The 18805-nt window shown below is 71.5% G+C and carries 19 protein-coding genes; 6 read left to right on the top strand and 13 right to left on the bottom strand.

Annotated elements, in window-relative coordinates:
* Positions 1–141: 141 nt before the first annotated feature.
* The 8 genes from ABD343_RS36460 to ABD343_RS36425 form a co-directional block, all read right to left on the bottom strand.
* Positions 142–654 carry a hypothetical protein gene (locus ABD343_RS36460; protein WP_344534601.1) on the bottom strand — a complete coding sequence of 171 codons (513 nt, stop codon included), beginning with the start codon at positions 652–654 and terminating at the stop codon, positions 142–144.
* 78 nt (positions 655–732) lie between these two features.
* Positions 733–1107 carry a hypothetical protein gene (locus ABD343_RS36455; RefSeq protein ID WP_344534599.1) on the bottom strand — a complete coding sequence of 125 codons (375 nt, stop codon included), beginning with the start codon at positions 1105–1107 and terminating at the stop codon, positions 733–735.
* A 286-nt stretch (positions 1108–1393) separates the two neighbouring features.
* Positions 1394–1648, bottom strand: a complete 255-nt coding sequence (locus tag ABD343_RS36450; RefSeq protein WP_344534597.1) for a DUF3263 domain-containing protein — start codon at positions 1646–1648, stop codon at positions 1394–1396.
* 106 nt (positions 1649–1754) lie between these two features.
* The gene (locus ABD343_RS36445) at positions 1755–2960 is read right to left on the bottom strand and encodes a DNA polymerase III subunit beta (protein WP_344534595.1); all 1206 of its coding nucleotides are present in this window, start codon (positions 2958–2960) and stop codon (positions 1755–1757) included.
* 186 nt (positions 2961–3146) lie between these two features.
* Positions 3147–3635 (bottom strand): hypothetical protein, encoded by a 489-nt coding sequence (locus ABD343_RS36440; RefSeq protein ID WP_344534593.1) that lies wholly within the window; start codon positions 3633–3635, stop codon positions 3147–3149.
* 82 nt (positions 3636–3717) lie between these two features.
* Positions 3718–4221: a hypothetical protein gene (locus ABD343_RS36435; RefSeq protein ID WP_344534591.1), complete on the bottom strand. Its 504-nt coding sequence runs from the start codon at positions 4219–4221 to the stop codon at positions 3718–3720.
* 309 nt (positions 4222–4530) lie between these two features.
* Positions 4531–5127, bottom strand: coding sequence for a hypothetical protein (locus ABD343_RS36430; protein ID WP_344534589.1), 597 nt, complete (start codon positions 5125–5127; stop codon positions 4531–4533).
* Positions 5128–5761: 634 nt separating this feature from the next.
* Complete coding sequence (locus ABD343_RS36425; protein ID WP_344534587.1) at positions 5762–7069, bottom strand: hypothetical protein; 1308 nt, start codon at positions 7067–7069, stop codon at positions 5762–5764.
* A 574-nt stretch (positions 7070–7643) separates the two neighbouring features.
* On the opposite strand from ABD343_RS36425, the gene ABD343_RS36420 reads away from it, so the two are divergent.
* The gene (locus tag ABD343_RS36420; protein WP_344534585.1) at positions 7644–8114 is read left to right on the top strand and encodes a hypothetical protein; all 471 of its coding nucleotides are present in this window, start codon (positions 7644–7646) and stop codon (positions 8112–8114) included.
* Positions 8115–8160: 46 nt separating this feature from the next.
* Here the strand turns inward: ABD343_RS36420 and ABD343_RS36415 are convergent, their stop codons facing one another.
* The 3 genes from ABD343_RS36415 to ABD343_RS36405 form a co-directional block, all read right to left on the bottom strand.
* On the bottom strand, positions 8161–8961 hold the full coding sequence (locus ABD343_RS36415) for a hypothetical protein (RefSeq protein WP_344534583.1): 801 nt from the start codon (positions 8959–8961) through the stop codon (positions 8161–8163).
* The gene (locus ABD343_RS36410) at positions 8952–13712 is read right to left on the bottom strand and encodes a hypothetical protein (protein WP_344534581.1); all 4761 of its coding nucleotides are present in this window, start codon (positions 13710–13712) and stop codon (positions 8952–8954) included. The genes ABD343_RS36415 and ABD343_RS36410 overlap by 10 nt, the downstream gene beginning before the upstream one ends.
* A gap of 417 nt (positions 13713–14129) precedes the next feature.
* Positions 14130–14336: a hypothetical protein gene (locus tag ABD343_RS36405; protein WP_344534579.1), complete on the bottom strand. Its 207-nt coding sequence runs from the start codon at positions 14334–14336 to the stop codon at positions 14130–14132.
* Between the two features lie 262 nt (positions 14337–14598).
* Here ABD343_RS36405 and ABD343_RS36400 point away from each other — a divergent pair, with 262 nt between their 5' ends.
* Positions 14599–15288: a hypothetical protein gene (locus tag ABD343_RS36400; protein ID WP_344534577.1), complete on the top strand. Its 690-nt coding sequence runs from the start codon at positions 14599–14601 to the stop codon at positions 15286–15288.
* A 218-nt stretch (positions 15289–15506) separates the two neighbouring features.
* Here ABD343_RS36400 and ABD343_RS36395 read toward each other — a convergent pair whose 3' ends face one another.
* Positions 15507–15800, bottom strand: coding sequence for a hypothetical protein (locus tag ABD343_RS36395; RefSeq protein WP_344534575.1), 294 nt, complete (start codon positions 15798–15800; stop codon positions 15507–15509).
* Positions 15801–15834: 34 nt separating this feature from the next.
* Positions 15835–16086: a hypothetical protein gene (locus tag ABD343_RS36390; RefSeq protein ID WP_344534573.1), complete on the bottom strand. Its 252-nt coding sequence runs from the start codon at positions 16084–16086 to the stop codon at positions 15835–15837.
* 278 nt (positions 16087–16364) lie between these two features.
* On the opposite strand from ABD343_RS36390, the gene ABD343_RS36385 reads away from it, so the two are divergent.
* From ABD343_RS36385 to ABD343_RS36370, 4 genes are all read left to right on the top strand, one after another.
* Positions 16365–17147: an aminotransferase class IV family protein gene (locus tag ABD343_RS36385; RefSeq protein WP_344534571.1), complete on the top strand. Its 783-nt coding sequence runs from the start codon at positions 16365–16367 to the stop codon at positions 17145–17147.
* 21 nt (positions 17148–17168) lie between these two features.
* On the top strand, positions 17169–18113 hold the full coding sequence (locus ABD343_RS36380; RefSeq protein ID WP_344534569.1) for a formylglycine-generating enzyme family protein: 945 nt from the start codon (positions 17169–17171) through the stop codon (positions 18111–18113).
* A 61-nt stretch (positions 18114–18174) separates the two neighbouring features.
* Positions 18175–18528, top strand: a complete 354-nt coding sequence (locus tag ABD343_RS36375) for a DUF6247 family protein (RefSeq protein WP_344534567.1) — start codon at positions 18175–18177, stop codon at positions 18526–18528.
* Entirely contained in the window at positions 18525–18803 is a 279-nt protein-coding gene (locus tag ABD343_RS36370) for a hypothetical protein (RefSeq protein ID WP_344534565.1), read from the top strand. The genes ABD343_RS36375 and ABD343_RS36370 overlap by 4 nt, the downstream gene beginning before the upstream one ends.
* The last annotated feature ends 2 nt before the right edge of the window (positions 18804–18805 follow it).

The raw sequence follows: 18805 nt of genomic DNA, 5'->3' as shown, positions 1-18805 counted from the left end.
GGTTCCTGGGCGCCAGGGCGCCCAGGCTCTAGCGTTGTGATCACGCTAAAGCGTGATCTTCTCCCGCTTTTGTAGTGGTAAAGAAAATCCGCGAGAGGAATTCATTTCCTCTCGCGGATTTTCTTTACCTATTCGGCGCAACTATTCTGGTGAAATGGCGTTGATTTCCTCGCGCGCTTGAATTCCCTTTTCTTGTTGCTCTCGGAATGTCTGGGCGATTTCCTTAGCGTCCCTTTTTGGGATTGCTCCGAATGCGGCTGCGGTTTGGGTTTTCGCTACGTTGCTGGCCATCCTCGCTTCGTACACTGCGAGGGCCTCCAGCACTGTCTTGCCGTGGTTGCGGAGAAGTTCCGCGTGCGGGCACGCTGGCTCTTCCTCCGGCTCCTCCGCGCGCATGATCTCGAAGTTCCTGCGGTTTGTGAGGGTGCTGATGATGTCTCCGATGTGGGACGATGCGATCCGTGCCCCGTTGGGTTCGTTCCAGAATTCCTCTGGGTTGTGGGTTTCCTGGAGCCCGTGCGAGTTGATGGCGGTCTCTGCGGCCTTGTGGGCTGCCTCTGCGTGGCTGTTTGCGGTGACTACGATGGCGAATGGGTCGCCGTAGAGTTGGGTTTCGGTTTCGTCTGTCCAGTCGCAGAGGAATGTGAACTTCATTCTGGATCTCCGGTCTCTTGGGCCTTATGAGGTGCGGGGTAGGCCGGGGGCCGCTGCTGGAGCGGCCCCCGGTGCTGATCAGCTCTGGCGCTGGGGCGGCAGTGCGCAGGGCTGGCCGCAGTAGTGGGCGGTGAGACCGGTGATCTGGTGGGCGGTGAGTCCGAGGATGAGCCCCTGGGCGGACATGCCTCCCGTGAGGAGTGCGATGCCGTGGTGTCGCTGCTGGTGGGGCAGGTAGTCACCGATGAGGGCGGTGGCGGCGGGGTTGAAGGGGCGCGGGTCCTGGTCGCCGAGGTCGGCGAACCACAGGGTGAGGTCCGCGTCGAGGTCGAGGACGTCGAGGGCCTTGTCGCAGTCCGAGCAGAGGGTCTGCTGAGGGGGGACCCCGTCGGCCGGCCAGTCGTGGACCTCGAACGGGCCGCCGGGACGGAGGAGAAGAGCGTACGCCTTCATGATCTTGCCTTTCGGTTGGGGTTTGGTGCCGGTTCGCTGCCACTGCGTTCCGACAGGAAGAACACTATCCGAGATGTGCCACGCGTTCCAACGTGTCGTGTACTCCTATGGGGTGGTGTTTCGGACCCCGGTAGGCCGGTAGGCCATGGGGGGTGTGGGTGGGCATCTGTGCTGGTCAGTGGGCCGGTTTGGGGGTGGCCTACTGGCCTACCGGGGTCCGGGGACGGCTGTGCCCCCGCCCGGAAGTCCGGGCGGGGGCACAGGAGAGCAGGGCCTCTGCGAGGGCCTACGGCCGCGTTTCGCCGCGTGCTGCGGCCATGTGGTCGAGGTAGCCGTGCCATTGGCGCGCGAGCGTAGGCGCTGCTGCGGTGCCCTCCGGGGAGCGCAGCAGGGCGAGGAGACGCTGCGTGTACTGGGTGGTGGACAGGCCGAGGTCTTCGCGGATGCGGCGGGCGAGGGGGCCGGGGATGTGGCCCGGGGCGTGGGCGGCGGCGACACGGAGCAGGGCGCGGTCGGTGTCGGTCAGTTCGGGAGTCGGCATGGGGTCTCTCTGGGGCGGTTGGCGCACGGTCGGCGGTCGGGGGCCCGGCGGGGTGCCGGGCGTGCGTCCGCCCCCGGGGTGCTCCGGGGGCGGACGCTGGGGCCTGCTACGGCCGTACCGCCATCAGCAGGTGCCGGTAGTCGGCGGAGGCCGACGACCCGTCGGTGAAGCACACGGGCTTGATGACGTGCTTCAGGTCGTCCGGGCCCTGGTCCTGCTCCGGCTCGGGGATGTGCAGGGTGACGGTTTCGCCGTCGAACGTGCTGAGCGCGTCGAGGAGGAATCCGCCGTTGAGCATCAGCCGCGTGCCGCGCAGGGGGGCCAGGGACTCCGGGACCGGGACGGGGATGCCACGAACCGCGCTCTGGTCGGCATCGACCTTGGGCGCGATGGTCATGGTGTCGTGCCAGTCGATGATCACCGGGTTGTTCTTCCCGCCCTTGACCTTGCTCAGGGCGGCGGCCTTGCGCGCGGCGCGCTCCATGGCCGTGCGGGGCAGGGTGAGGGCGGCGTGCCACGTCTTGGGGAACAGGGCGTCGGCCGAGGGGAACTCGCCCTCCAGGAGCCGCGTGGTCAGATCCAGGTGCCCGAGGGTGAGCGTGGCGACGTACGGGGCGGTGTCGAGGATGCCGATGCCGACGGGGCCCTCGTAGGTGCGGAGCTGCTTGTGCAGGGCCCGCAGCATGGCCCCGGGCAGGATGGCGGTGGCGCGCGCGGGTGCGTGCTCGGTGAGGTCTGCGGGGATCTCCGCGTCCGTGAGGCGGTACCGGTCGCTGGCGGTGAGGCGCAGCGACTTCCCGGTGAGGGTCACGTGGACGCCCGTGAGATGCCAGACCGTCTCATCGGTGGCGCAGGCGGGCAGGACGCGCCTGAGTGCGGACATGAGGGCCGCGCCGTCCACCGTGGCCATGACGGGCGCGGGCTCGGGGGCGCTGGGGTACTCCTTCAGGTCCCCGGTGTCGAGGGGGACGGTGAGGTCCGGGGTGGACAGCGTCCCGTCGGCGACGGTGACCGGCGCGCGTCCGGCGACGGCGGCAGTCTCGCCGCTTGCGGCGGCGGCGAGGGTCTTCTTCATGTCCTCGTGCATGAGGAGGCTGCGCCCGTCGGCCGTGGCTGAGGCGTGCAGGGTGACGCGGGCGGACACGTCGTAGTCGTAGGTGTGCAGGGTGGCGGTGCCGGCCGCCGCGGTTTCGACCATCACGCCTCCGAGGATGGGCGGGTTCGGGCGGGCGGGGACAGCGAGGGCGGCGAGCTTGAGCGCGTCCGTGAGGGTGTGGTGCGAGACGGTGAGCTGGGCCTGGGCCTGGGTCATGGTCTTCCCTTCCGGGTCGGGGTTTGGTGCCGGTTCGCTGCCACTGCGTTCCGACAAGGAAAACAATATCCGAAACACGCCACGGGGGCAACGTGGCGTCGTCCCCCGGGCGGGTGATGTGGCCGGACGTGCGCGGAGCCGCGCACCCCGCCCTCGCGGGGTGCGCGGCTCCGTACGGGCCTCGGGTCAGGCGGGGTGGTCGGCGGAGGTGCAGCGGTCGGCGACGAGGTAGCCGGGGCACCCCTGGGCGGGGCAGTCGGTCACCGGTTCCTCGTCATCGACCTCGTACAGCTCCGGGTGCGCCTGTTCCAGGTCGAGGTCATCGAGGCAGTGCCCGTCACGGGTGGTGGAGTCGATTCCGAACCGCTGGCCGTGGATCGTCTCGTACGCGGTGCGGGCGGCTTCCTCGGTCCGGGCCCGGATGCATACGAGGACGGATGCCTCCGCGAGAAGCGTGATCTGGCCGTTGTCGGTGTCAGTGTCCTCCTCCAGCTCGGGTTCGAAGCCCTCCAGTTCGAGGCTGTCGATGCCGTGCCCGTCGCCGGTCGTGTGCTCCACGGCGAACGTCTCGCCTCGGATCTCGGCGTACGCGGCACGGGCGGCTTCCTCGGTCCGGGCCTGCATGGTGACCTTGACGGAGGCTCCGGCGAGGAACACGAACTTGCGGTCGGTCATGGTGTCTCCTGTCGTGGGGCGGTGGTGTCCGCCGGGTGAAGTGGGTGGCGGGGCGGGGCCGCCGGGCCCCGCCCCGGGGTGGTCAGCGGGTGGGCTGTGCGGCCTCGGCGCGGAACGCTTCGGCGCGGGCGGGCGCGGCGGGGCAGGGGCCGAGCAGCCGGACGAGGTGGATCATCAGCCCGTGGAGGTCACCGACGCGCCGCGCGTAGTCGATCGCGGAGCGCACTTCACGCACGGCCGCCGGGGTGGTGGGGTGCGCGAAGAGGCAGACGCATTCCGGCGAGCGGGCCGTGCGGTAGGCGTCGAGGGCGCCCTGCTGCTCTTCGAGCGGGAGACAGTCCGGGTGGCGGAACGCGGGGCGCCCTCGACGCAGGTGGCTGTAGAACCGCTCGCCTTCCCAGCCGCACAGCAGGCAGCGCACGCGCCAGTGGACGTCGCTGCCGGGGTAGCCCACGAGCGGCAGCCACGCGTCTTCGGTAATCCGTGCGACGGCGCGCACGGCCGATTCGAGGTTCCGCGGGGTGGGCGGGAGGTGGGGGGCGAGGTGCGGGTCGGTGGTGGGGGCGCCGGTGTGCTGGGTGGTCATGTTCTTCCCTTCCGGGTCGGGGTCTGGTGTCGGTCCGCTGCCACCGCGTTCCGACAGGAAGAATATTATCCGAGACACAACACACGGGCAAGGCGGTGCTGTCCTCCGTGCGGGTGATGCGGGGGGAACGTGCGCGGAGCCGTGGGAGCCGCGCACGCGTCGGGGCCCCTGCCTGCCATGTCGGCGGGCAGGGGCCCCGTGGGTGGCGCGGGATCAGCGCTTGGGGCGGGGGTCGACGCGCACGCAGTGCAGGACCGGGCGGCCTCGCCGTCCTCGCCACGGCAAGTCAGTACGGGGCGGCCGTAGAGGTCACTGGTTCACCGCCTCCAGATCGTTGATGTCCACCACGCGGCACAGGTTCTCCGCGCAGCCGCACGCGGCCCGGATCCAGACGGTGGTGTCCGCCGCTTCCATGAGGGCCTGCGCGCCGTCGCCGAGGAGCTGGTCGAGGTCGTCGAACAGGGAGGCGCCCATGACGTCCAGCTCGCTCACGCCCCGTTCGGCGATACGGCGTTCCAGCTCCTGGTACGCGCGCTCCGCTTCGGCGGGGCGGGGCTGCCCTTCCGCCTGGGTGTAGTGGTAGCGACGGCCGCCGCAGGAGTGGCAGGGCCTCTCCCCGGTGTCCGGGTCGCCGTAGGTCTCCTCCAGGTAGGCGGCCTCGTCGTCCGGGAGGTAGTTGACGGGGGCGGGGCGGTAGCGCGCCTTGAACGCTGCGATCTCCTCGGGCGTCGCGGGGCGCCAGTCGGCGGTCTGCTCCGCGAGGGTGCGGTAGGCCGTCTCGTCCACGCTCTCCAGCACGCCGTCACTGCACTCGTAGGTGATGTGCCACGGGTAGACGCCGGTGATCCTCACGGGGTCGGAGTCGGTCCGCGTGCACATGTACTGACCGGCGGAGAACTCGGGCATGCGTGTTCCTTTCGTCGGGCGGGTTCGGGTGCCGACGGCTGCCACTGCCGAACGGCATGTGAAACAATATCCGATACTAATCACGCCCGCAACGCGCAGACACCCCCGCGCGTTGCCAGTGCGTGATGAGGAATCAGGCCCCCCGCGTCCCTCGCGTCCTGGTGCTGCTCCTGGCGGTGCCGGTGGCGGGGTGCGTGACGACGGAGCCGGGCGCGGACCCCGAGGGTCACCACGGCCGCGAGCCGAGGGCGGCGGCGCCCGCTGCGACGCGCCCCGCGTCGCCTCCGGAGGAGCCCTCGGAGGAGCCGCCGAGGCGGGCGGCATCGGTGCCCTCGGCCGCGCCGCCGACGGCACCGGGAGACCGGGCCGAGGGCCGTAGGAGGGCCGTGGAGCACCCGGAGGGGGTGCCGGAGCCGCAGGCGCCGGTGCGGGCGTCTGCGGGCCGTACGGCGGCGCCGGGCCGTGCTCCGGAGCCTGCTCCGGCACGGCGGCCTGCGGCGCCGCCTCGTGCTGCTGCTCCGGCGCCGGAGGTGCCGCGTACGCGCGTCGGCGGGGTCTCCCCTGCCGACCTGTGCCGGTGGGGTGCGGACTCCGGGCAACTGCGGGGTTCTGCGCTGGAGTTGTGCCGCGGGGCCTACGGCCGCTGACGCCCGCGGCGGGCGGCGTTGATCTGGTCGCGGCTGATGCCTGCGGCGTGCGCGGCGTCGAGGATGCCCTTCACGGTGCTCAGGTCCTCCAGCGACGGCTCGCGGCCCTTCGCGCGGATGTCCTCGATGCGGTCGAGGGCGTCGGCCGCGAGCTGCCGGTAATCGTCGGCGGGGCGCTGCCCGGGGCCGTCGACCGGAGGAGCGGGCAGCGCCCCGGGCGGGGCGACGATGCGCTTGGGCTGCCGGGTGCCGGTGCGGCGGTCGGCGACCTGGCGGCGCAGGTGCGCGGCGTCCGGGTGCGGGGCGGAGCGGCACAGGTAGCGGATGCCGGGGCCGGTGGGCGGGGCGGTCTCGCTGGCGGTGGCGTCGACGGCGGTCGGGCTGGTGCGCCAGCCATAGCGCTCGTCCCAGATCAGGTATCCGGCGGTGGGGCCGTCGGTGACGGCGAGGGAGGCGGTGACGATGTCGCCGGGGCGCACCCGCAGCCACGCGGACGAGACGGTCAGGCCCTCGGCCTCCAGGCCGGTCTGGATGCCGAGCAGGTAGGGGTGCGCGGCGGCGGCGCGGTGCCAGGCGGCCACGGTGCGGGCAGCGGTGCGGGCGTCCCGGGCGGTGTAGCCCAGCTCGTCGCGCGCCGTCTGTTCGATGCCGGCCGGGTCGATGCCGGCCGGGTCGGGCAGGGCCTCGGCGAGGGCGCGGGCCCGCGCGGCGCGCAGGGCGCGGCGGGCGGAGTCCGGGGTGAGGTCGAGGCGTTCGGCGGCGGCCTCGGCGGTCAGCTCCGGGGTGTCCAGCAGCGCGGCGGCCTCGGGGTGACCGGGAGGAAGGAGGTCGGCGCCGCTCAGGTCCCGCAGGGTCGGGGCGTCCTGGTGGCGGGCGCGCGGCCGTCCTCCGCCGCTGCCGTATCCGGGACGCTGCGCGTCCCAGTCGGTAATGTCCCCGCGCCTCCAGTGCTCCACACCGTGGACGTCTAGGGGGTCGGGAGTCCCGGGGATGCCGGGCAGGCCGGAGACGTAGCGGTCCCAGGTGCCCACGTCCACGCCGAGGACGGCGGCGACTTCGTGCCGGTCGAGGAGGTCGCCGGGGCCCTCGGGCGGGAGCGGCGGGACGGGCTCGCCCGCGTAGTGGGCGTCGATCTGTCCGGCGTCCCACAGGGTGAGCCGCGCGCGCTCCGAGCTGACCGGCGCCGGGTGCTCGCGCGCTTTGTGGATCTTGAGGTTGGAGAACCGGCCCTTGCTGAGGCCCTTCTTCTGGGCGAGCTGGGCGAGGGTGTAGGTGGTGCGCCCGGCACGGATCATGGCGGGTCCTTTCGGGGCGAGGGAGGGCGCGCGGAGGCATGACGGCACGGGCCGCACCCGAGACAAACGACAGGGAGAACAATATCCGACCCTGTCAACGGGTGGCAACGGTGACGCGCGCGCTGTACCCCGTCCGGAGACCTGGCCGCTATGATGGCGGTCCCGACGTCACCTTTCGTGGCTAAGGGGTTTGGGGCCGGTGTCTGTGCCACCCGCTGCTCTGCGGCGGACTGAGGACACCGGCCATTCTTCTGCCCGGGGCCGATCCGTTCCGGTCCCGGAACGCAACGCGAGGACCGCGAACACGGCGCCGAGCGCCCCGGCCACCCGCACCCACCCCGGCCATGCCCCGAGCACTCCCGAGGCCACGCCGATACCGAGGCCGACCACGGCCAGCGCGCCCGCCGTGCCCGGTGTCATCCGGCCCCCGGAGTCCTCGCGCCACCGCATGCCGCTGCTCCTGCTCTCGTCGGGGATGACTCGCTGGTGACACGGTCAACGGCTCTCTCGTCCCGATCGTCACGGGTCCGGGAACCGGAACCTCGGGCTGGCCCGGACCGGGCAGACTGGCCCTATGGACACGGCTGTTGAGACGTTCCTGGTGGAGCTGGAGGACATCTACCGCGCGGCGGACCGCGATCCCCGGGCGTGCGCGGAGGATGACGTCCTCGCCGGGCTGTGGGCCGGGCTGTGCCCGGACGCGCGGGTCCACCTGCTACTGCGTCTGGCGTGGTGCAGCCATCCCGAGGAGCGGCCGTTCCCCGAACCGTCCGACGCGGCGAGCTTGTGGGCGTACGACCTGCACCAGGCGGCGGGACGTACGCGGGAGACGGCCGCGGAGTGGTGCGGGGCCGGCCCGGCGGACGTCGGCGCGCTCCGGCACCCGGGGGCCGAGGCGGCGCAGTGTCTGGCGGGGCCCGGGGACGAGGGCCTGAGCCTGACCGTCGCGGCGCTGCTGTACGCCTCGCCCGGGTCCGGTCCGCGCCCGCCGCGCGGCGGGCTGCCCCTCCCCCGCCACCGGGCCCGCTGGCTGCGCTCAGCATGACGCCCGGCATGCTGAGCAGCATGCCGGGCGTCGCGCGTTCTTTCGGTCAGTCCCGGTAGCGGAAGGTGTTGGGGGCGCCGGGAGTGGCCTGTGAGATCTGCATGGACTTGATGCTGTTGAACGTCCACCGTGCCCCGCCACCGCCCTGCGGCCCTGCGTGTTCGGCGTTGGGGTCGTGGTGAAGGTAGTGCTGAGTGAACGCTTCGGACATCTTGCCGAGCACCGCGTCAGCGTCCCCGCCGTTCATCCACTCGTTGACCGTCTCGTCCAGCACCGGCCCCCGGAGTTCCACGTCCATGTTCTCCCGGTTGCGGCGGTCCGGGTTGAGCGGGTCCGTCGCGATCACTGAGACGTGGGCGTGCATCCGTACGCGCGCACCGGAGTTGGCGATCCGGGCGGCCCGGCGGGGGTTCATGGCGCGCTGCCGGGCGGCGGCGTCGTTCACCACGTCCTGCCGCATCTTCGCGATTCCGGGCCGGTGCTCCACCTTGGCGGCGTGGGCGCGCGCGGCGGCGTCCTGGAGGCGACCGGCACGGGCCTGCTGACGCGGTCCCAGGGCCTCGCCGCGCCGTTCCTTGCGCTCCCAGTCCCGGATGGTGCGGGGGGAGACGCCTGCGGCCGAGGCGGCCTGCTGGCGCCCGCCCATGGCCCGGACCATGCCGCGCACGCTCCCGACGGCGTCGGCCTCCTCCTTGCGCCACTTCTGCATCGTGCGCTGCGCGACCCCGGCCAGCCGCGCGGCGGCGCGGGTGCCGCCGACGGCGTCCACGATCTCCCCGACGCTGCGCGGCGGACGCCTCCCGGTCAACCCCGCCCACAGCACGTGCGCCTGATTCTTCACTGCCATGACCATGCCTCCGGCGCCGTGTAGAGGGAGGTGTCGAGCACGGTGTGACGCCCGTTGGCCCGGAGGTGGTCGAGGACGTCGGTCATGAGCGCGGCGCCCTTCGGCTTGAACGCGCCGAGACCGTCACCAGTGCGCATGCCGGGCGGCGGGGTCCACTCCGGGGTGTCGGTGGCGTAGACGAGACAGTCGGTCATCAAGCCGATGGGCCACATGGCCTCGCCGGTCTCGGCGGCGCTGCGCTCGGCCACGCGCAGGATCGTGCGCATGATGTTGGTCTGCTGCGCGGCCTGGATCGCGGCGTTCGCGTACGGCTGGAACGTCGCGCGGTCCTCGATGCCCCGGCGGGGGTTGCCCGCCAGCGCGGGGGCGGCGAACAGGCCGATCGCGTGGTTGCCGACGGCCTTCAGGGTGGTGCGGACCGTGGGGTCGACGTCGGCGGGCAGGCCCGCGCGGGCGCCGCGCAGGACCTCGTACCAGGGCTCCAGCATCCGGTAGTGGCTGCGCCACACCCACGCCTCCCGGATGCGGAAGTCGAGGTCGAGCTGATGCCGGGCGTAGTGGACGGTGGGCATCGCGTACGGCTGCGCCCCGCCCCGGCGGGGCGCGAACAAGTCGAACGTCCGCGTCTCGGTGTGCTTAGGAGGGGTGGTGAAGTAGTAGCCGGGGAGCTGGTCGCGTAGCGCGGCGTCGATCTCGTCCGGGTCGGTCAGGTGCGTGACCTCGCCGTACCCGACCCGCAGCGGGCCGCATGTGGACAGGTAGGAGCCGTTGGCGTCCCACAGGGTGACGAAGCGGCGGGCCTGCTCGGCGGGGCTGAGCGCGGCCAGCAGCGGCGAGGCGGTCAGCCCGCGCGCGTACGAGCGCCCGGAGTACAGCGAGAGGTTCCGCCGTGCGACGTCGGGGAGCTGTACGGGCTGGAGGGCCTCGGCGCGGCCGGTGCCGGAGCGGATGCGGCGCAGCAGATCGTGACCGGTGGAGCCGGGCCCGGTCCGGTAGGTGATGCCGACGGTGTCGGCGAGCTGCTGCGCGCGACGGGCCAGCACCACGGGCTCCGGGCCGTCGGTGAGGAACGGGCTGTCGCCCTTCTGCTGGGCCCAGTCGGTGACCTCCAGCATCAGCGACTGGCGCCGCCCGTCCTCGGCCTCCCGCCAGACGCGGGTGGGCTGCCCGAAGTGGTCGACCTGCCATCCGGCCGTCCGGGCGCGGGCGAGGAACGGGTGCCCCCGGTGCCGGGCGAGGACTTCCCGCGCCGTGCGGTGCTCGAACGTGTCGGTGTCGACGGCGTAGGGGTCGGGGAGGTTCAGGGCCTCGGCGAGGGCGTGATGGATGTAGACCATGCCCGGGTCGGGGCGCCAGCGCGCGGACGGACCGCTCCCCCGGCGGCTTCCGCCGTGCCCGAGCCCGATGTCCTGGGCGAGCTGGGCGAGGTGCCCGGCGTGCAGCTCGCCGGGCGGCGCGGGCAGCGGCAGGACGTCGCCGTCCGGGAGGTAGACGCCGTCGAGGTCGGCGACGGCGACGGCCGCGCGCCACGGGTCCACGGGCTGCCGGACGGTGCCCTTGCGGTGCGTGAACTCCTCGGTGCCCGGGTCCTGGTGCGCGCCGTCGGCGAGGGCCTGGTGCTCGTTGTCCTCCGGGTCCTCGTCCGCGCCCGGCATCGCCTCCGGCACCCCGGCGGCGTGCTCCTGGTGCTCGTCGTCGTCCGGGTCCTGGTGCTCGTCCCCGGAGGTCGGCTCGTCGGCCGCGTCCGGCAACTCCGGCTGCTGCGGCTGGGGTTCGGGCTGTACGGCCGTCACCGCGGCGGGTGCCGACGGGGCCTCGGCCGAGGTGTGGTCGGGAAAGACGGCGGGCGGGCTGGACTCGGGGGTGGACGGCGGCGGGGGCGGGGCGACGTCGCCGAGGTCGAACAGCGGGTCCATGCCGGGCGGGGCGGGACGCGGCCCGGATGTGCCACCGTTGCCCTCGCCCCCGTCGGGGTCGGTCAGCGCGTGGACGGGCATATCCCACACGCGGCGGCGCCCGCCCGGCATGCTCCTGCGCGGCTTGACCCAACGGCCGTTCTTCGTCGTCTCCCACTCGACTGTGATGACGCCTGCCTGGCGCAGGGCCTCGGTGAGCGTGTGGGCCTGCACGTTGAACGGCTCGTCCAGCTCGGACGCCATCCGCAGGGCGACGCGGGTTGCCTGCTGGTGGTCCAGCCAGAGCCGTTCCTCCAGGGTGCCGGGGCTGTCCTCGCGGTCGACCAGGGTGACGACGCCGATCGGCACGCCCCCCGCCCGGAGCACGGGAGCGGGCGGGGGGGTGTTCGGCGGGGTGTTCGCCTCGGCGCTGTTGTCGGTGATCGTCCAGCCGTAGCGGAGCGCCGTTTCCTGGTCGCTGGGGCACTTCCCATCGGGGCCGGTCAGGTGGGCGTGACCGCCGGAGAGCGCGGCCGAGAGATAGCGCAGCAGCTTGCGGTGCATCACCTGGTCCTTGAGCAGGTCGCGTTCGTGGTCGGCGGCGTCCAGCAGCGCGTTCCAGGCCAGCGCGCCCCATCCCTCGGTCTCTGCCTGGGTGAGGGCGCCGACGTCGCGCAGGAAGGAGAACATCATGGCCCAGCCCGCCGCGAACTGTCCCAGGTGCTCGGCGGGGCGCGGGCCGCAGTAGTCCCGCAGCCGGGCGGCGTAGACGTCGGCGAGGCGGGTGACCTCGCGGTGGCGCCGCTCGTAGTCGGCCGCGAGCCACCGGATGTAGCTGGACATCAGCAGCGCGCACTGCTGCGCGGTCTCCGGGCTCGACAGCCGCGCCAGCGTCTCCACGTCGAGGGCGGAGGCGCTGAACTGGAGGGTGAGCATGCGCTCCTGCCCGGACTGCGCGGAGGGCAGCACCTCGGCGGTCTGGATCAGGCTGCCGCGCGGGCCGCGCTGCTCGTCCAGGTCGAGGTCCCCGTTGCGGGTGCGGGCCAGCCGCACGCGGCCCTCGCCGCCGTACTGGGTACGGGCCATCCGGGAGGTGCGGACGGCGGCGTCCTTGGTGGAGCGGTCCGGCGCGGAGTCGTCGGCCAGCAGCAGCGAGTCTTTCGTGCGGTACTGCATCTCCGTGCCGCCCCCGACAGTCGAGCCGGAGTCGGAGATCGACAGCATGGCCTCGGAGCGGTGCAGCGCGGGCGCGAAGTGCCGGACAGGCAGCGTGCACGTGGAGGTCTTCCCGGAGCCGGGCAGGCCGTAGGCGAGGACGGAGCTGGGGCAGCGGCCGAGCGCGGCACGGTAGGTGAGTCCCAGCAGCACCACGGCGGCGTGCTCGGGCAGGTGACGGGGCAGTGTGAGCGATACGAGCGCGGCCTCACGGATCCGCGCGGGGTCCTGCGTCGGTTCCGGGAGCGCCAGCAGGGACAGGCGGCCGGGGAAGTGGCAGTGGAGCGCCCGGTGCCCGTCGGCGGTGATCCCGCCCCCGGCGTGTACGTACATCCAGCGGCCGTCATCCAGGCGGCGCCATCCCGTGGCTGCGTACACCAGAGCCCGTTCCGCGTCCGCGCTCTGCGAGCGGATCGCGGCACAGATCTGCGCGGCGCCGGTCCGTCCGGGGCGCCAGTAGGTGTCGGGCCAGGGCAAGTTGTGCAGCCATGTGCCCTCGTCAAAGTCCTTGCGGTCGACGCGCATGAGGACGGGCTGATCCTGGTGCTTGGGGTGGACCAGTTCCAGGACGTAGCTGTAGGTGGGAAGGGTGGGCGGTACGTCGTCACCGGCCGGAGCTGCCATGTTGGGCTGGTGCTCGGGGCCCTCGCCGAGGTCGCGGGCCTCGGTACGGACGATCCGCGCCGCGAGGCCGAGGACGACGTCGAAATTCACCTCGTAGACGGGGTGGCCGTCCTCGTCGGAGCCCGTCCGGCGGCGGGTGACCTTGACCAGCTCGCCATCCCGGACGGCGTACTCGTCCCTCCTGTTGGGGCGGCCGTCGTCGCCCTCGATGGGCTCACCGACCCCCCGGGCGCCCTCGGCCGCCGAACCTGCGGGCGCCTCCTGCGAGGCCCCGCCCCTGTCCTTCTTCGCGGTGGGGTCGAGGAGGGATTCGGGGACTGCGACCAGGTCCTCCAGGCCGAGCCCGGCGTCGAGGTGTTCCTCGATGTCCGCGCCCTTGCCCTCCACGGGAGTGTGCACGACGGCGACCGACGCGGCGTCGTGCAGCAGGGCCTCGCGGGCGGCGTGGGCGCAGGCGTAGCCCGGCGTATCCCGGTCCGCGATGATGATCACGTGCTGTCCAACGAGCAGGGGCGTGTGCTCGGGACGCCACTTCGACCGCGCGTTGCCCGGCTTGGTGGTTGCCAGCTCCCCCCGCGCGGCCAGCAGGTCCGCGCCCTTCTCGCCTTCGACCAGGTAGACGCGGCTGCCGCGTGGCGCGGCGGCCAGCTCGGGCGTGCGGTAGAGCGGGGGGTTCTCGGGGATGTGCCACTGGTCGGCGCGGTCCGGCCAGTCGTAGGTTCCCTCGGCGGTCGCACGGCGCCAGACGATCCGCTTCTCCGGCTTGACGCCGTCGGCCGCGCACGTGGGGCAGCCGATGCACTGGCGGCGGATCTTCTCCCCCACCGGTACGCGCTCGCCGTCGTCGGCGAGACGGAGGTACTCGTACCGTGCGGCCTCACGGAAGGGGCCCGCGCACGAGGGCGTGTCCTTCTTCGTCTTCTTGCGCGGGGCCGTAGTGTCGGAGCCTGACGTCTTCCTGGTGCGAGCCCGGGGTACGGCCGCCCGACGGAACCCGCTCCGCTTGTTCTCGGGCATCGGATCGTCGTAGAGGTCCGAGAGCTGTAGTCCGAGGGCGGCGACGACATCCTCGGTGGGGCAACCCGAATGGCAGCAGACGACCGTCTTCCGGTCGAGCGATAGGTGATCAATGGCGAGGGACGGCGTGCGGTCCTCGTGAGCTGGACACTGGCACTTCGCCTTGTGTGATCGCTCGTATTCGAATCGTGATCCTTGCTCTCTCAGAGCGGACACAATCCGGTCATAGCTGGCTGCGCTCTCGGCAGTGGGGGCGGGCATTGGGTACCCTCACGTGTGTTGGGCGGACACGCATCCACTCGTCTGGCCGTTGGCAGCGGCCGAGCGAATGCCTTACTTGGCAGTTGGGCGAATCACGCGGGTGTGCGGTCAGCTTTGCTGGGTCTTCGGATTGGTCTCCGGGGGCCCAGCGTCTTTTTATGCGGCGGCGAGACTCTGCGGAGTACGACGGCGGCGCCGCGCCTGGCGCATCTGCTTCATCTGCTGCGCTGTACGTTCGGCCAGTTGTGGATCATCGGAGTACAGCTCGATGAGCGCGCGCAGGTACTCGGCCATGCTGCCGCCCGTCTCGTCTATCGCGCTGTTCAGAGCCTCGTAGTGCTCCGACGTCAGATCCAGAGTCACGCGGTGGGGATACCCAGGGCGTCCCATCGTCTGTCTCCCTCCCGTACGTACAGACACGCACGGACTCTACCGTCCCGCAAAGCACCAGCACCATCACGGCGTTGCGTGTCGCGCTTCCATTTTTGAGCAGGCCACCCTCACTCGACCCGGTGAGCGCGTCCGCTCCCGGGAGGCGGGAGCATGGTGTGATGGAGTTCGGCGAAGTCCCGTCCGGCGGCACGCACTTACGGCGGGACGGGTGCTCGGATCCCAAGGGGGCGCTGTGGACACGATGACGATCACGCTCGCCTCGGACGGGCGTGGGTGGATCGACGGCCAGGAGCTGAGCGGTCACGGGACTGTGGACGAGGCCCGTACGGCAGCCCTGCGGACGGTCGCCGCGCGGGCCCAGGAGCGCGGGCGCTCGGTCCGGGTAGCAGCGACCGATCCGGACGGACGGACGTGGCGGCTCGTCGTCCACCCCAACGGCCGGGCCGAGGAGGAGGAGACCGTCCGCGAGGCAGAGGACCCCGACGCTGTCGCGGTGCCGGCGCATCTCCGGCCCCGGACCGACGCCGTCGGCGCGGCCGTGGCGGGCGGGCATGAGCTGGACGGAGCGCGGCTCGCGCGCGAGCTGGAGAGCGACATGGAGCGCGACTACGGAACCGGGCACCCGTACGTCTGGCGTGCCCGGGAGCTGACGGCGCACGCCACCATGGCCATAGGGATGCCGGGCGCCGCGGCCGAGCTGTACATGGAGGCCGCGCGGGGCTGGCACACCCTCAACAGCCCCGCCGCGTACCGGGAAGCGGCGCAGCGGGCGTACGCGTGCTGGTGCCGCGTCGAGGAGACGGCCGACCTCGTGTGGGGCGGCGAGCTGCTGGTCGACCTGCTGCGGCTGCGCGGGGAGGAGTACCACGGGGCGCTGCGCGATGTGCTCTCGCGGATAGACGAAGCGCAGGCGTTGGTGTGACGCGAGCGCGAGACAGAAGGGCCCCGCCGATCGGCGGGGCCCTTCTGCGTGCACGGTGACCTCCAGAAGTAGGGAGGCCCCGACTCCCGGTCTCATGTTGGGCGGACGGGAGCCGGGGCCGCCAGCGGCAGCACGACAGCCGCTCGGGGGACGGCGGGCGTCGTGCTGCCCGTAGGCTCCGGCCGCGTGGGGCGGGGACGGCCAGGAGCAGCCTGCGGCTAGGCAGATCGGGGCTGTTGGTGGATCGTGCGGTCCAGGAGGTGGCGACGCGCGTTCCTATCGGCCGTCCTGATGGGCCGTCGCGCGACCCCGGCGGACCGGTACAGCAGGGATACCAATGCGTCGGCCTCGGCGATCTGCGCGAGGGCGTCCGACGAGGCTGGTTGCCAAACACCCTCGGGATGTGCCTTGACGAGGGCGTCCAGCGTGGACAGCAGCTCGTTCATCGCTGCACGCGCCTGGGCGAGATCGTGGGCGGAGTAGTCGATGGAGGCCAGTCGGATTTCGATCATGAGGGCCCCCTCCCCCAGTGCGCGAAGGGCCGGATCATTCGTCGCTCCAGTCTTCGAAAGGATCAGGTGCTTCTTGGCGCAGGTCCTCAATCGGCGGATTCCATTCGCGACCGCCCCCTTCAGGGCGCAGCCACGCACGCTTTGCCTGCCGGGCCTCGTTGCCGGGAAAGCCGACGTCCACCACGACACCCCACCGTTTGAGCCGGTGGTCGTAGACGACTGCACCCTTGTGCAGCCACGCAGGGGCGCCGTCGACGGGGGTGGAATGCAACGAAAGGTGGGACATCAGCGACCCCCCACTAGGTCGAGTGTGGCGACCATGAACCCCCGCGACGAAGCGCAGGTGCAGAGCACGACTGCGGGAACGGTCGCCGAGGGGGGATCCAGAGGGTGCTGCGCGGCCTGCATGGGAATCGTCCAGAGTGAGGCGTTTCAACGTGCCTTCACTTTGCTGCGATGTCTCGCCATGTGGAACGTCTTGCTGCCGCCGCAGCACTGAACTTTCCCTGAACTAGTTAGCCTGAGCTGGGCTCTTGGGGCTGGCCACAGTGACAGACTGGCTGTATGGCATACCTGGATGGCGTTCCGATAGACCCCAACGACCTTCAGACCCTTGCGCTCACCAACCTTGGCCACTTCACGTCGATGCGGGTCGACAACGGCTCTGTTCGGGGCCTTGACCTACACCTTGACCGGCTTGTGAGTAACTGCCGCGCCGTCTTCGACGCGACGCTCGACCCTGTCCACGTGCGGAACCTGGTACGGCAAGCGGTCGCGGCGGAGACAGCGGAGACCTTCGTCGTTCGTGTCACCATCTTCGATCCGAAGCTCAGCATGGGCTCCCCGGGGGCGGACGCGCACCCGAAGGTGATGGTCACGAGTCGGGCGATCGATGCTGGCACCCTTCCCCCCTTGCGGGTGCAGACCGTCCGCTATCAGCGCGACTGGCCAGAGATCAAGCACATGGGGCTCTTCGGGCAGCTCGCTGCCCGTCGTTCGGCCCAGCGCGCGGGATTCGATGACGCTCTCTTCGTCTCCCCTGACGACGGTCACGTGACGGAGGGCGGAACCTGGAACCTCGGCCTCGTCACCGGGCACGGCGTTGTCTGGCCCAAGGGCGAGGTGCTGCCCGGCGTGACGATGCGGCTCCTTCAGCGTGCGCACGAGTTCGTCACGGAGCCTGTGGGACTAGAGGACCTGTTCGGCGCGCAAGCGGTCTTCGCGACGAACACCTCCATCGGTGTCCGGCCCATCTCGGCAGTGGACGACGTCGAGTTCCCCGTCGACCACCAGGTCATCGAGGACCTGCGCCGCACGTACAGCACCCTCCCATGCGATCCCCTCTGACGAAGCGCAGGAGACGACGAGATGACCGTGGTTCTGACGTGGACGGGGCGAGAGGCAGCAGCGCTCCGGGCCGCAAAACGGCTGAGTCTGGAGGCGTTCGCGGAGAAGCTGGGCATCACCTCCCGCATGCTGTCCAAGTGGGAGGAGAAGGGGGAACTCATCACCCCCCGCCCCGCGAATCAGGCCGCTTTGGACGCCGTGCTGGCTGCGCTCTCGGCTGATGAGATGGCACGGTTCATGATCGCCGTATCTCCGAGCCCGGCCGAGTCGGGCTCGGAGGCGACGGGGCGGGCCGTCGTTGATGAGCCCGAGGCGGTGCTGCTCGACGAGCCGGTCAGGCATCCTGTCGACGGCAAGCCCATGGTTCCGGTTCCGGAAGGTATCTACCTGAGCGGCGCCGAGTTGACCCCTCGCTGGGCTACAGCGTGCTACATCGACATGCACCCGGTAACGAACGCGGACTACGCCCGCTTCGTCGCCGCGACGGGACACCGCACTCCTCGACATTGGGAGGGAGGCCGGTGCCCGAACCGTCAGATGGACCACCCTGTCGTCTGGGTGACGCATGACGATGCGCTGGCGTATGCGGCGTGGGCCGACAAAGGACTGCCGAGCGCAGACCAGTGGGAGAAAGCCGCGCGGGGCACTGCCGGACAGCGCTACCCGTGGGGAGATCAAAGGACGGCGGCCAAGGCGAACGTCCGCGAGAGCGGAATCGGGGGCACGACCCCCGTGAGCCGCTACCACAGTGGCGTAAGCCCCTATGGCGTGTACGACCTGGTGGGCAACACCTGGGAATGGTGCAGCTCCGAGACGGAGCCGGGGCGGTACGAGCTGAAGGGCGGAGCCTTCACCACTCCGTTCTTCCGGTGCGCCCCCGAGATGTACAACGACGCAGCAAGCGAGATGTACGACGACGACACCGGGTTCCGCTGCACTGCGCCGATGTCTCAGTTCGTGAAGTAGTGATCGACCCTCGGCCGGTACGCTGGCGGTGCCGGCCGAGTCAGGGAGGGGCGAGACGACGATGAGCGAAGCGACCGCCGCGGGCCGCCCGAACGTTCCCCCGCAGCCGCCCCGCACGCTCAAGGCGCTCCGTGAGGCGCTGGAGCTGCTGTGCCCGACGGCGCTCCCTCAGTTCGACCGCGAGGCCGCTGACGCGATGTCGCGGGCGCGTACGCAGCTCGCCGCTACGCCGATGCACCAGATGCTCGACCAGTGGGCCCATCGGGTCGCGGCGGAGCGGCTGGGGACCGCGCGGCGGATGGACGAGCTGGTACAGCAGATGGAGGCGGCGGAGTCGATGGAGGCCGTACGGCCGCTCCTCGCCGAGCTGCGGCAGCTCCAGGACGAGGCTGAGGCCGAGGCCGGGCGCGCGTGACCTGGTTCTGGGAGTACGACCCCGACCGGCGGCATGTCGCCGAGGGCCTTCCCGCGCACGTGGTCGCCGAGGTCGAGCAGATCGCGCGGCAGCTCGTGGAGCTGGCCGAGGTCGGCGTCGATGTGACCGACCTCGGCCGTGGCCCGGATCATGGCGGCAGCGGCGGCCTGCGACGGTTTGATCTTCCCGGGGGCGGCTGGATGCTGGTCCTGCCTCTCCCCCGCTTTGAGCGCATCGAGGTCGTGAAGGTCATCCCGCCCCTGCATCATCTGTAGCC

The sequence above is a fragment of the Streptomyces albiaxialis genome, from assembly GCF_039530985.1.
Lineage (GTDB): Bacteria > Actinomycetota > Actinomycetes > Streptomycetales > Streptomycetaceae > Streptomyces > Streptomyces albiaxialis.
This window is presented reverse-complemented; position numbering and strand designations above follow the sequence as displayed.